At 56.0% G+C, this 13,726-nt stretch carries 6 protein-coding genes; 4 read left to right on the top strand and 2 right to left on the bottom strand.

Features of this window, described 5'->3' with window-relative positions:
- Window positions 1–33: 33 nt before the first annotated feature.
- Both F6R98_RS05640 and F6R98_RS05635 read right to left on the bottom strand, forming a co-directional pair.
- Complete coding sequence (locus tag F6R98_RS05640) at window positions 34–1,257, bottom strand: glycosyltransferase WbuB (protein ID WP_153248158.1); 1,224 nt, start codon at window positions 1,255–1,257, stop codon at window positions 34–36.
- Window positions 1,258–1,419: 162 nt separating this feature from the next.
- Window positions 1,420–2,184, bottom strand: coding sequence for a carbohydrate deacetylase (locus tag F6R98_RS05635; RefSeq protein WP_194270158.1), 765 nt, complete (start codon window positions 2,182–2,184; stop codon window positions 1,420–1,422).
- 289 nt (window positions 2,185–2,473) lie between these two features.
- Between F6R98_RS05635 and bcsB the strand changes: the two genes are divergently transcribed.
- The 4 genes from bcsB (at window position 2,474) to F6R98_RS05615 (ending at window position 13,708) form a co-directional block, all read left to right on the top strand.
- Complete coding sequence (gene bcsB / locus F6R98_RS05630; protein ID WP_153248156.1) at window positions 2,474–4,804, top strand: cellulose biosynthesis cyclic di-GMP-binding regulatory protein BcsB; 2,331 nt, start codon at window positions 2,474–2,476, stop codon at window positions 4,802–4,804.
- Window positions 4,805–4,807: 3 nt separating this feature from the next.
- Window positions 4,808–5,974, top strand: coding sequence for a cellulose synthase complex periplasmic endoglucanase BcsZ (bcsZ, locus tag F6R98_RS05625; protein WP_228125111.1), 1,167 nt, complete (start codon window positions 4,808–4,810; stop codon window positions 5,972–5,974).
- 206 nt (window positions 5,975–6,180) lie between these two features.
- Window positions 6,181–8,691 (top strand): coiled-coil domain-containing protein, encoded by a 2,511-nt coding sequence (locus F6R98_RS05620; RefSeq protein WP_153248155.1) that lies wholly within the window; start codon window positions 6,181–6,183, stop codon window positions 8,689–8,691.
- Window positions 8,692–8,839: 148 nt separating this feature from the next.
- A complete protein-coding gene (locus F6R98_RS05615) occupies window positions 8,840–13,708 on the top strand; it encodes a cellulose biosynthesis protein BcsC (RefSeq protein ID WP_153248154.1) in 4,869 nt (1,622 codons plus the stop codon).
- Window positions 13,709–13,726: the final 18 nt, after the last annotated feature.

Here is a 13,726-nt window from a genome sequence, read left to right as displayed (position 1 = left end):
ATTTGCGCAGATTTACCAACAGAACCCGCCAGATCATCGATTGGCAGCCAGCTTCAAATCCTGTTCGAACCGTTCGAGAACTACCGCTTTATCGAGATAACGCAATGCATATGCCCTGCCAGCCTCCCCCAAACGCCGGCGCTGTTCCGGCTCATCCGCCAAAGCGGCAATCGCCCGCGCGAAACCGGCAGCATCGCCCGGTTCGACAATAATACCGGCATTGGACACCACTATGCCCAGCTCGGTTCCTGAATCAGCGGTTGCAATTACCGGTTTGGCGCTGGCCAGCATTCCGGTCAGCTTGCTGGGCATGACCAGATCGGCGGCATCGGCTCGCTGCGGCAGCAAATGCATGTCGGCCAGCCCGAGCAGTTCGTTCAAACGCTCCACCGGCTGCAATTCCAGAAAACGTACTCGGGCGAGACCGCTGCAGCCCTCTACCAAAGCCGCGCGCCCGGAGCCGTTTCCGCAAAATACAAAAAATATATCCGTTCTGCCGTCAAGCATCCCGGCCGCCGCGGCCAGCAGCTCCAAACCCTGCTTGTTACCCATATTACCCGAATATAATGCAACAACAGCGTCTTCAGGTAAATTCAATTGTTTCCGATAGGCGTTGCCGCCGCTAACCGGACTGATAGCCTCTATATCCACCCAGTTTGGAAACGGGATCAGGCGCTCCGGCTTCACCCCTTTATCCAATGCTTTGTCCAGCATGCGCCCGGACAAACTGGATACCCGGTCAAAACCTTGCAACAGCATACGCTCAACCCGGTTAACCAGATTATGCACGCCCTTACTCTTGAGTAACCCCATCGCGTACGCGGCGTCAACCTCATAATCCTGTATGTGCAGCCAGCATCCTGCGCCGCATAACCGAGCGACCAGCCAGGCGGCAGGGCTGCAAAACAACGGCGGCTCCAACACCAGCACCACGTCGGGCCGCCAGAAAATCTGCATGAGCATGACAGGGAGCGCCGATAACGCGAAACCGGCCAGGTGTATCAAACGCTTCCAACCCGAGGGCTGCGCCGGCACCCACAGCGGACAACGCCATACCCGCACGCCGTTGCGTATTTCACAACGATAGCGCCCGCCATCGTATCCGGACTGCACGCACCAGGAGGGGTAATAAGGGTGGGCCGTCACCACCCGCACCTCATGCCCATTCGCAGCAAGCCACTCCGCCATTTCGCCGTTGTATTTTCCTATGCCGGTCAACTCCGGCGCATAATTGATGCTGTGAATCAGAATGCGCACGCATACCTCTGCAATATATTAAAAACTGTCAATCTGCAAACCGTCGAATCGGGCATGCTTCCATAAAAACGCTAAAGCCTTCGGAACTCCGTACCTTCGCCAGCAAGCGCAGCGGAGAGTCATTTCAGTTTCAAAGGAAAAAACGCGACGGCAAGCGCCTCATTAAATTTCACGATAGTCAACCAATTGCGTAGCATGCGTTTTTAGCAGCGCATGAAAGCGCTCATCCAGCAAAGGAGCGCTTTCGATGCGCCGCCACGGCTCGATAGAGCCCGGATGGACGGCAAGCTCGGTTACGCCATCCGGCAGGGCTGCCAGCAACCGTTCGAACCAGCCGGCCCTGTGCTCGTCGACAGCCCAAAGATTATCCGTGGTTTCAAAACCGTCGAACTCGCTTCGGCAATAGCGATTAATGAGCGAGCGCGCCATTTTTCTTCTGAAATAGAGCGTTTGCGGAAGCCGTATGCGCTTGATCCCGTATTTGGACATGACAGGAGCAATGGCGCGAACAACGCGGGGAAACTTGTGTAAATGCCCATGGCTATCGATATGCGTAACCCGCACGCCATTATCCAGCAACGCGCGCAACTGACACTCGAACTCATCGGCCAGCGCCCGACTGTCCAGCAGGTTGAACAGCGCCCGTATACGCTGCTCACGAGAGCTTCGAAACAGACCGTCCGCATCGACAAGCGAAGCGGTACTCGAACTCATCGGCGCGTGCGCGTCAACCAGATTAAAATGCAGCCCGAAGGAAAAGCGGCTGCCGTTCTCTCTGGCATACTCCATGGCATGCAAAGACGCAGGCATCCCGGTCATGATGGTGGCGCTGGTCAGCGCGCCTTTTTCGAACAGGGCGACGGTCGCAGCCGCCGTGTCATGATCGAAACCGAAATCGTCTGCATTGATTAAAAGCTTTCTTGCCATCCCTGCCCGCCTCCCGCTGTACATACGTCAATCAATAGCTTGTGCTCACCGAAAAATGCCCCAGCAAAACGAACCATTTACTCCATTCGTACAAAAGCCGCGCAATGGATTCGGCATCCTTACTGATGTATCATATCGCTTTATACGGTTCATTTAAATCCAGGCCGGCCAGCGCACCCAAGCTTTCAGAATAACCGGCCGATATGTAGAAGAATTGAAAAACAGACAACCATGTAGCAAACATACGACTACTATTTTCTATACAGAACAGATAATAACGAACCCAACAATGATGCAGTTATTGTTCTTCGCGCGCCGGCCCTGGCGGTACGCCTTTTTTTCAGGGCTATTCGGCTGTCTGCTGTTTTTTGCTTTTGGCGCGCATGCAATCCCGCAACCGTCAAACATGTCTACGCCCAAGACCGGTGCGGCGGGCTTACCGCCGGCGGGCCTCGCCACGGGCAGCGCCCCGCTTGCATCCGAAAAAACCAACACACTGAGCCTGCAGGAGCTTGGAGCAGGCAACCCGATCCGCCTGAGCGGCACGACTTCCGGAGAATCGATCTGGTTCGGCACGCGCACTGACGAAATAGTCACCCGGGCGCGCCTCAAACTGAGCTTTGCCTATTCTCCGTCGTTAACAGCGAATCTCTCGCACATCAAGGTTTACGTAAACGAAGAAGTCGTCGACAGCATCATCCTGCCGAAGGAACAGACCGGAGGACAGCAAACCAGGGAAATCGATATCGATACGCGTTTTCTGGGCAACGCCAACAAGCTTCGCTTCCAACTGGTCGGACATTACACCAGCGAATGCGAAGATATGATGCACACCAGCATCTGGGCCAGCATCAGCAATCAAAGCCGGCTCGAATTAACGCTGCAAAAGCTGAATATGCCGAACGATCTTGCCTTGCTGCCCGCGCCGTTTTATGACGAACACGACAACCGGCGCCTGACGCTGCCCTTCGTTTTCGCAACCGCGCCTTCCACGGACACGCTGCGCGCAGCAGGCGTACTGGCATCCTGGTTCAGCGCGAACGCCGGTTATCGCGGAGCGCACTTTCCGGTATTATCCAATCAACTGCCCGAACGTTATGGCGTAGTCTTCGCCAGCAACGATAATACGCCGGCCACCATTGCAGGGTTAACCCTGACGCCGGTGGATAGCCCTACATTGAAGCTGATCGCCCACCCGAACGACCCCACCGCCAAACTGCTGCTGGTGCTCGGCCGCAACGACAGCGACCTGAAACTGGCCGCCGATGCGCTGGCGCTGGGACAGGCCGTGCTATCCGGACCAACAGCGACCGTCAATTCGATTGACTACCCCAAGCGGCGTCTCGCTTATGACGCCCCGAACTGGCTGCCGGTATATCGCCCGGTCAAATTCGGTGAGCTGGTCAAACAACCGTCCGAACTACAGATCAAGGGACGCGACACCGGCCCGATACGCATCAATGTGCGTATTCCCGCCGACCTGATGATCTGGCAAAACGAAGGGGTGCCGGTCGATATAAAATACCGCTATACGCCGCCTGTCGCCAACGACAACTCCGCGCTGAACTTTTCGATCAACGAAAACTTCATCAAATCGCTGCTTATCCATCCCAGCAGAGAACTGGCCGACCACGACAACATGCTGATCCCTGTACGGGATGACGAATCGCAATTAAATAAAAATTTTACAATTCCGGCATTCGACGTCGGCAGCAACAACCAGCTTCAACTCCAGTTTATTTTCGGCGACCACAAACAGGGCTGGTGTATCTCGGGTTCGGTCGACAGCGTCATGGCGGCAATCGATGCCGATTCGGTACTGGATTTTTCCAACTTTTTACATTATGCGGCGCTGCCCAATCTGGCATTTTTCGCCAATTCCGGATTTCCGTTCACCAAATTTGCCGACCTCGCCGAAACCACGATAATCCTGCCGGCGACGCCCAATAGCGACGATATCGAAGCCATGCTCGGACTACTCGGACAAATGGGCCAATCCACCGGATTTCCGGCTCTGGCTTACCAGCTCGTACTTGGAGACCAGACCAGCGGCAGGGAAGACAGCGATTTACTGCTCATCGATACCGCGGCGCGGCACCCGCTGCTGAAGAGCTGGAACAAAAACTTTCCTGCATTGACAGATAAGGAGCACAATCTCTTTGCCGGCAATTCACAAAGAGCGCATTATCCTTACCGTCTTTTCGACCCAGGCTTACCGGTTACCACGCCGGCATCCTCAGGAAAAACTTCTGTCAGCAGCAGCGGAGCGCTCGGCATGCTGACAGGATTCGAGTCCCCCCTCCATCGCGGGCGCAGCGTAGTGGCGTTGATCGGCAACGGCAGCGAAGGCGCGCGTCACGCCGTCGACGCGCTGGAAGACCCGGGCTCGATTCGTTACATACGCGGCGATGTGGCGATAATGCGCGGCAAAACGGTAGAAAGCTTCCAGGTGGGCGCCAATTATTTCACAGGAAACATTCCATTCTGGATATGGACCTGGTTTCATATCTCCAGACACCCATTCCTTTTAGCATCGATGGGCATCGGCAGCGGATTATTCATCGCTTTCGTCTGTTACTGGGCTTTACGCCGCATCGCTCAGAAACGGCTACAAGGGTAAAACATGAAAAAACACTGTGTTATCAAGCTGTTCGCCATGCTGTTGCTTGCCGCAACCTTCATTGAGGTGTTATGCGGTTTCCGCCTACCGCCCGAAGCCTGCAAAGCCGACTGGCCCGACTGGAACCGTTTCAAAAAGACTTTTATCAATGAAGGCGGACGAGTAATCGACCTCGGCTCTCAAAACCACCACACAACTTCGGAAGGACAGGCTTACGCGCTGTTTTTCGCCCTGGCGGCCAACGATGCCGACAGCTTTAAATTGATTTTGCAATGGACGGAAAACAACCTCGCGCAAGGCGACCTGACTGCGCACCTGCCCGCATGGGAATGGGGCAAGCGCAATGACGACAGCTGGGGCGTGCTCGACGACAACTCAGCCGCTGATGCCGACCTGTGGCTGGCCTATACGCTGGGCGAAGCCGGGCGGCTCTGGAGTAATCAACGCTACGCCTCTCTTTCAGTCCTGATTGCCAACCGGATCGCGCGCGAAGAAACAGCCGACATTCCAGAGCTGGGCGCATCCCTGCTGCCTGGGCGCGCCGGTTTTCATCCTGATGAAAATACCTGGCGATTAAATCCCAGCTACCTGCCCCTCCCCCTGCTCAAGCGTTTTGCCGTCGCGCTGCCACAGTCGCGCTGGCCGGAGCTGCTGGCCACATCCCGGCGCATACTGCTGCAAACTTCGCGCGGTTTTTCGCCCGACTGGCTGCTTTTCCGCACACACGAAGGTTTTGCGCCCGATAAGCAGACAGCCGGCATAGGCGGCTACGACGCGATACGCGTCTACCTGTGGGGCGGGCTGATGCCGGCATCAGATCCGTTCCGTATCCAGCTATTGGAAAAGCTGGCGGGTATGAAGCAATATACCGAGACACACGGCGTACCGCCGGAACGCGTCGACACTGCAACCGGCGTGGCCGAAAATACAGGCCCGGCCGGATTTTCGGCAGCCCTGCTGGGTTTTCTTCAGGCTTCCGGCGCGCCCAATGCGGTTACCGAACAGAAACACCGTATCGCAGCGCTGCCGTTCGCAGAAAACTCCAACGCCTATTACGATCAGGCTCTATCGCTATTCGGTCTGGGCGGATACGAACAACGCTTTCAGTTTGCCGATGACGGCTCGCTGACGACGGTGTGGAGCAAAACGAAAGCATGTAAAACGCCATGATCTCCCCGACCTGTCGACTGCGGCGGACTGATCGAAGATACTCCTGTCCGCACGGCGGATTTCATCAGGCAAACAGATTAAGACAAGGATTTTATTCACGTTGAATTTAACCGAATTAACACATTCGAATAGTACAAACATGTTATATTTATCAATGGTTGCCAAGTCACAAACCGCCGGTAAATCTTAAAGAGGAGGGTAGGATAATGCCAAAATTCAGCATTGCTTCGATCAGCATGTCACCCGAACAGACAAGACTGCTGGCCGAGTCGAACTCTTTCAGGGAAAGCGGCGGGATATTTGTTGATCAAAACGGAACAGAACACCCTTACCATGCAGGAAGCATCTGGTACGATGACTTTGGCCCCATCATCACCGAAAACGAGGAAGCGGCGCTTTCCGAATCAGGGGACGATACCTATGCCCAGGATATCAGGCACGCCGGATGGAGCCATATCGAAATCGTATCGGCCGGTAACGAAGAAATGACGTTATTGACCGACTGTCAAAAAGACTTTACCGTTGCGCTGATTGCAGCCCTGCGCCAGACAGATGCAGGGTGTCGAATGATGGCCATATCCTGCGCGCATCGCGCCGAGGGCAAGCTGGCCTGGTCAATCAGCCTGCGCCGCCGGTACGCGCTAAACCATGAATCCAGAACGTTCTCGCTTCCATCCGCCATCAACGGCGAAGCCTTCGAAGCCGATATACTGGCGCGTATCAATGGGTGTTTGCAAGAACGCGGCCTGCCCGAATGCGCGCTGGCTGTAAAAGGCCATACTCCGGACGTCTCCGACGCAGTGAAAACCGGTTCAGGGACCCCAACCGCCGACGCACGCGCATCAAGAGCGCCCGATGCCTCGCAAATAGAAATGCAAATCCAAAAACTCCGCGCGGAAGCCAATAGACGCGTCTCCTCACTGACCGATATCCAGACCTCGCTGACGGCGATTAACGAGCGCGAACAGGCCGTCCGCGCCAGAGAAAGCGCCGAAACGGAACGAGACGTTGCAATCGCCGCAAAAGAGCGGCTATTGCAACAGGCTCAAAACGAAGAACGGCTGCGAGTGGAATTGCAGGAAAAAATCGAAGCGCTCAGCGCGCAGATCGAAACCCTGCAGACGCGCATAAAAGAACTGAATGGCGAAATCGCCAAAAAAGACGAAGTGATAGCCGCACTAACCGAGGAAAAACTGCAATTAAACGAAACGGTAAAAACCGCTGAAAACAACGCATCCAAGGCATTGGAAAACAGCCGCGCATGGCAGGCGGCGGCAACGGAAGAAATAAACGCGCATGCCATTACCGCCGCTGACCGCGACGCGTTACTGAACGGACTGGAACAACTTGATCAGGAGGTCAAGCGGCATGCCGCGGCCTTCCATAAAGAGATGTACGAACTGGAACAATCAACGCGCGCGCAAATCGAGAATCTGACCAAAGAGCTGCAGAACCAGTCGCAACAGGCGGCGACCTTCATTCAGGCGCTCAACGTTCAAACTCAGGCGACGCAACGGTTAATTGATGGATTCAAGCAGCAGATGGCCCCGCATAGCGCAAAACAGGAAGGAATGGCAGCCGCTTTGCAAACGGATAGCGAAAATGAGCACCCGGACAACACCCGGACGGAACCTGACAGTACACCTCATAATGAGCCGGCTCCACACCCCCTATTCGCCGTGGGCATGTCTCAAGTTGAGCGGAAACATTCCAATATCCTGAACGTCAAACCGTTCATACTTCGTCAAGGCGCTGCCGAGCGTAACCAACAACCTGGACAGGAACGTTTCAAGCCGATAGCGACAACATTACCCCGCTCGGTAGCGGCAGCGCTTGCGGCGCCTATTGCAATTAACGACGGCGCCTCGCACTTTCCCCGCAAACTGCGCCGATTGTCGCAACCTACCGGGCAGGAAGGAAAAAATCATCAACTGGTCTGGCAGAATGTAAAGGACGACTTAAGCAAAGCCGCCCGCGAAGACGGTGCAGGATCGAAAGAGCCAAGCCATTACGTTTCGCACGCGCAAAAAGCGGCGGTTAAAAACTGGCAGAACAAATTCGCGTTATCCCCATCCTCCAATGACGGCTCCATCCAGTGGCGCCGGAATCCCGGCGAAATAGATACCTTGTCAAGCCGCGCAGATCAACTGGAGTCCAATATAAGCAAGCTGGCCGAATTAAGCATGTCCCGCGCGGACATCGTTACCGCTGCAAGCCCGGTTGACGGCACCTCTTCATTGGATCATGACCATGCCGGCTACACAAAAAACAACATTGTTGACAACAACGGCGGCCGACGTATGCGCGCCGTCATTGCTGCAGGGCTGAGCACGCTGAGCGTCAGCGTTTTGATAGCAGGTTTGGCCATATATGCCGCTACCGATGGGACGACGCTCCCCATGCGCCAGATCACCGCGCAATTGCACGGTATTCGGTCGGCAGCAGCACACCTCTCAGCAATTACCGGTCAATTGTTACAGGAAGAGTCTGGCGACTATCATCCAGCCGCATCACTAACACGCACCGACGCCAAAGAAACAGAAACGGAGATACCCGATGTACAACAAATAATGAGCGCCGTTTTTGAATTTGACGCCGGCGCGATGGCCGGGACTGTTTTAAAGCCGTTTATCCCGGAAGAACTGGCAGACGGCAGGAATCTGCCGAATGCGAACACGCTGAACGCCACCCAGGTTGCCGCGATATTTCCCCACTGAGCTTGCCGTCCGAGTAAACATAAGATTAACCCGGAAGTGAAAAGCGCCGTGAACTCAAGCATGCTTCCCCATAGACCGGTAAATAATGCATTGAACGGGTCGGAATATCATAAAGCGGCGCCGTCGCTGGTCGTTGTTTAACCCTCTGATGTACGAAGACGACTCGCTCCAACCGTTACCCGATGAAATAACCAGGGGAAATCAACCAGGACCGGCAGACAGCGATGCACTTCGCCTCTCCCTCCTGCATCATGCGGCGCATCACCAGGATACTCGACGGCAAGCAACACCAACCGCAACCGCCACAACTGGGCGCGCAGCTCAAACCGCTGCCAAACCGGAGCTGGCGCAAATAGAAGCCGGCATCAATAAACTCATTGAAGAAACAAAAAAAAGACCGGCCGCACACATACATGGGCTGTCGCTTCCCGCTGATGCGGCATTACCGGAAAATACAGCGGAAACAGAACAAATCAGGCTCCTCATCGCCGATACGCTTTCCGAGCAAAGCAGCTACAGGGAGCGGATTGGCTTGATTAGCAAACACCTTGAGCAACTGCAAACTACTTCCGGGGATCTGCATGCAGCGCTCGCCTCCAGAAATCAGCAGCTCGAACTCCTGACCACGGAAAAATCCCGGCTGGCCGAGTCAAAAAAAATAGCGGCAAACAGCGCCAGGCAAGCGCAGGAAAGCGTTCAACGCTGGCAGGAAGCCGCTGAGCAGGAAATCATTGCGCACGCCAACACGCGGGCAGAGTGCAATGATTTACAACTGCGCGCGGAAAAGCTACGGCAGCAAACCCAGCGGCAAAACGCAACTGCCGAAAAAAAACGCCATGCACGGCAACAAGCGGCGCAGGCGCTGATCGAAAACCTGGGCAGACAACTCGCAGCAGCAAAACAGCGCGATACTTCCCATCATCCGCACCCGGAGCCGCCAGCTACTGGTGCTGACTTCAAAAGCCTCCCAACTTCGGATGTGCAGCCTGACCTGGGACGCCGGGACGCGCCCGGTCGCAGGGATGAAAGGTCCGGCATCGAAAAAAGTGACGCGCTCAATAGTCGCCTCAAACAGCTGGAAACCCTGGTTCGACAATTGGAGGACGCGCAAAAAGCCGACGCTTCGCACCTTCATCCTCCGATCGCGGAAAATCCATCCCGATTCCGGTTGCGCGAAGTGATTGTCATTAGCCTGTGTTCGGCTGCCGCTACACTGTTTCTGATAATGTGCCTGGCATTTTTCATAGCTCGCAGCAGCGTTGCATCCACCGATGCCGTCATCGAGCAACGAACGAACAATAACCGCCGCCGCGACGACAAGGAACAGGGATCGCCCGAGGCATCCGCCTCGAATACGCCGGTTGGCAGGCTGCTGGACAGCGCCCGTCTCTGGGTCGTGAAAGACCGCCTGGATCTTGCCCTCGAAGCCGCCAACAAGGCGCGCCTGCTCGAACCGGACAATCCTGCGATTTTGGCGCGCATAGGCGAGCTGGAACTGAAAGCAAATCACAGCCCGCAGGCGCTGGAACTGTTACAGCAATTGCAATCGCGATTTCCCGACGCCGAGGCGACGCACGAACTGGAAGACGCCTATCGGATAGCCACCAAAGACCGCATGGCCCTGGCAACCGTGGACTTTCTGGGCCGGGTTGGGCCGAGCCGCATGGAGCCGGCGATACGCGCACTGCGCGCCTTGTTTCCGAATGGCGCGCCGCACGGCGAACTGGGCCTCATGTATTACCACATGCTGGGGCGCGCCAACGGCCATCAGGCCGAAGCGAAAGCCGGCCTCGAACGTCTGGGCAAGGAAATGCCGAACGACCCGCGCCCGCCACTGGAGCTGGCTGTTTTGCTGGTCGATAACCCGGCAACCCTGCTCAGGGGCCTCGACAAAGTCGCGATGCTAACGCAACGCGACGATATCAGGCGCGAATCCTTACTCAAGGTTTGGAACGACGGACTGTCCAACCTGGAACGCAATGCGCATACCGAACGCTATTTCAACGCGTTTACCGCCGCCTTTCCCGATCAACCCGTACCCTATAAACAGATATCGGCAGCGGAAATCGCTTCGCGGCGCAAGCAGCAACGGGCAGATGAAGTCGACAACCTGATACGCAACGCCGAAGCTGCACGCGAAAAGCAGCAAGCGGAGGAAGCGCGGAATCTGCTCGGTAAAGCCTTGCAACTGGATACCTCGAACAGAGAGGCGCAACTGACGCTGGCAAAGCTCGAGCAGGAGGCCGGCAATAACGCGCGCGCGCGGGAGCTGTTCGACGCCGTATTGCTGGCCGATCCCGTCAATTCGCGCGCGGTAAACGGCGTCCTGGATATCATGGCGGCAAACGGAAGCCGGGCGGAAGCGCTGCAATATGCTGAAAACTATGCCCAGGCGCACCCGCAGCAGGCCGGAGATATCGCAGGCGCCCGCGCCGGCCTGCTGCGTGCGGAAAGCGACGATTTATTGAAACAAGGCAGGAACAAACAGGCGCTGAGCGTGCTGGAAAACGGCTTGAACGATATTCCGGCATCGCCCTGGCTGCGCTATGACCTCGCCAACCAGTACGCCCGCGAGGGGCTGGCCGGCAAAGCCAAAAAACTGTTCGACGATCCCGCCGCCGGCGACGTGGAAAACCGTTATGCCGAAGCGCTGTTTTTAAGCGGCCAGGGCGACAACAACGGCGCCAGCGCGGCGATCGAGAGCATAGCACCGGAACAACGCTCCGATTCGATAAAGGCGCTGGCGCTTAAATCCTCCGTTCGCGCCGATTTGGCGCAAGCCGTACAGGCGCAACTGAACGGAAAACACAGCGCCGCCGTCAAATTGTCGCTCCATGCCGAAACCCAGGCCAGGGACACGCCGGAACTGGCCTGGGAGTGCGCGGAAGGATGGACTGATATCAATGAATCCAACCGCGCGCTGGCGCTGGGCAAACGCCTGCAAGCAAACGCCGAACCTTCGCTCGCAACCGATAATGCTTTACGCTATGCGCGATTGCTGTATAAAGCGGAACGCAACGTAGAATTCAGCGAAAAAGTCGCCGCCATCGAAACTAAAAACAACCTGACAAAACAGCAGAAAGAAAGTCTGCTCGACCTTAAACGCATGTATGCCGTTCGCACCGCCTGGGAACTGCGCGGCGAGGGCCGGAGTGACGAAGCGGAAGCCTTGCTGCATAAAACCCTGGAGCAGCAACCCGATGATATCGGCCTGCTCGCTACGCTGGCCGATATTCTCTATCTGGGAGACAAGTCCGAAGAAGCCGGCGAGATATACCAAAAACTGATCGCCGGAAATCCCAAAGGTTATGACACGCGCCTGTCCCATGCCAAAGCGCTGCGCAAGATGGGAAAAGAGGAAGAGGCTCGGGACGAAATCGCCCGATTAGGCAAGGAAATTCCCACAGGAGATCGCGGCAACCGGCTCACGCTGGCCGAACAGTTGGCCGAGGAAGATGATTTCACGCATGCACGCGAAATCATCAACGACTTGCTGCGCACCCGGCCCAACGACAAAAAAACCTTGCTGCAAGCCGCCAATATCGAAAAAAAGGCGAAGGAATACGAAAGCGCGCTGGGTTATTTACGGCAGGTCGAAAAACAGAGCGTATCCGGGAAGCAAACCAGCCCGGAAGATGCGACGCTTGTCGGCGAGGCTGCGCTGGAAATCCAGAAAATCGAGCAGCGGCGCTATGGTTATGTCACCAGCGGCGTGGATTACAGAAGCCTCTCAGGAACGCCCGGCATGTCACAGGTAACCAACCTGGAGGCGCCGGTGTACATGCAATACCCGCTAGGCTATAGCGGGCATGTGTTTGTACAGACCGATTATGCCAATGTGTTCGCTGGACAACTGGACCTGACTCAATTCTCCACTGCGAACCAATTCGGAAAAATTAATGCGCTTTGCGCATCCACTGCAGCAATCACACAAAAAAATCAACAGGCGTTACCCTCATCACAGCAATTATCTTCACAGCAGTTGTCGCAGATCCAGGGAATGGGTTGTAATAATGCCACCATGGGGCCAAATGCATTGGCCACACAATTTTATGCTGGCAATATTACAGACCAAAACGCCTTATCCGGCTCCATCAATCAAACCGCATCGGGCGCGCCGATCGCAGTCGGCTACAAAAACGATAACTGGCGTTTCGACATCGGCACTACGCCGCTCGGCTTTCCGGTCACCACGGTTGTCGGCGGCGTGCATCACTCCGGAAGCTGGGGAAAAGGGTACTACTCCTGGGATCTGGCGCGGCGCGCGTTACCCAACAGTTTATTATCCTACGCGGGAGCTCACGACCCGGTAACCGGCGAAGTATGGGGGGGCGTCAAAGCGAATGGCGGCGGCATCTATATGGGTATCGACCAAGGCCGTCTCGGACTCTTCGCTCAGGGAGCGGCGCATTACCTGGAAGGGAAAAATGTACAATCAAACGCCGACATCATGCTGCGCACCGGCGTGGACTGGGCGCTCATCGACCAACCGAACATGCGTTTAACAGTAGGCATTGCCGGCATGTATTGGAGATTCTCCAATAATCAGCGCCATTATACGTTCGGCTACGGCGGTTACTGGAGCCCACAAACCTATTTGTCCATCGCACCGCCCATACAATGGACCGGACGCTGGGGCGATCTGTCCTTTTTATTCCGCGGCTATGCGGCTTACTCCTGGTCGAGCGAAGGTGGCGGCAACTATTACCCGACCAGTCCCGACCTGCAAGCGCAGGCGCAACAGCTGGCCAACCTGACATCTTCGTTTACGAACGGTAACTCGACCCCAACATATACGGGCAGTTCCGGCCTGTCTCCGGCAGTCAGTTGGGGGTTGCGCAGCGTACTGGAATACCAGGTCGCGCCGAACTGGTTCGTGGGCGGACGCGCCGAGATCGCGCGTTCCCCATTCTATACGCCTAACTATTATGGCCTCTATTTCCGTTATTCGTTCGATGAGCGCACGGAAAAGATTCCATACCCGCCCGAACCGCCAGTACCGTATTATCGTTACTAAGAGACCGGAAAACCTGCA

Source organism: Candidatus Methylospira mobilis (assembly GCF_009498235.1).
In the GTDB taxonomy this organism is placed as follows: domain Bacteria; phylum Pseudomonadota; class Gammaproteobacteria; order Methylococcales; family Methylococcaceae; genus Methylospira; species Methylospira mobilis.
The sequence above is the reverse complement of the archived record's forward strand: the minus strand, read 5'-3'. Positions and strand labels throughout refer to the sequence as shown.

Coding starts and splice junctions, on each gene's coding strand:
- F6R98_RS05635 (WP_194270158.1), bottom strand. CDS start 2,184: ATGGCAAGAAAGCTTTTAATCAATGCAGACGATTTCGGTTTCGATCAT.
- bcsB (WP_153248156.1), top strand. CDS start 2,474: ATGATGCAGTTATTGTTCTTCGCGCGCCGGCCCTGGCGGTACGCCTTT.
- F6R98_RS05620 (WP_153248155.1), top strand. CDS start 6,181: ATGCCAAAATTCAGCATTGCTTCGATCAGCATGTCACCCGAACAGACA.
- F6R98_RS05615 (WP_153248154.1), top strand. CDS start 8,840: ATGTACGAAGACGACTCGCTCCAACCGTTACCCGATGAAATAACCAGG.
- bcsZ (WP_228125111.1), top strand. CDS start 4,808: ATGAAAAAACACTGTGTTATCAAGCTGTTCGCCATGCTGTTGCTTGCC.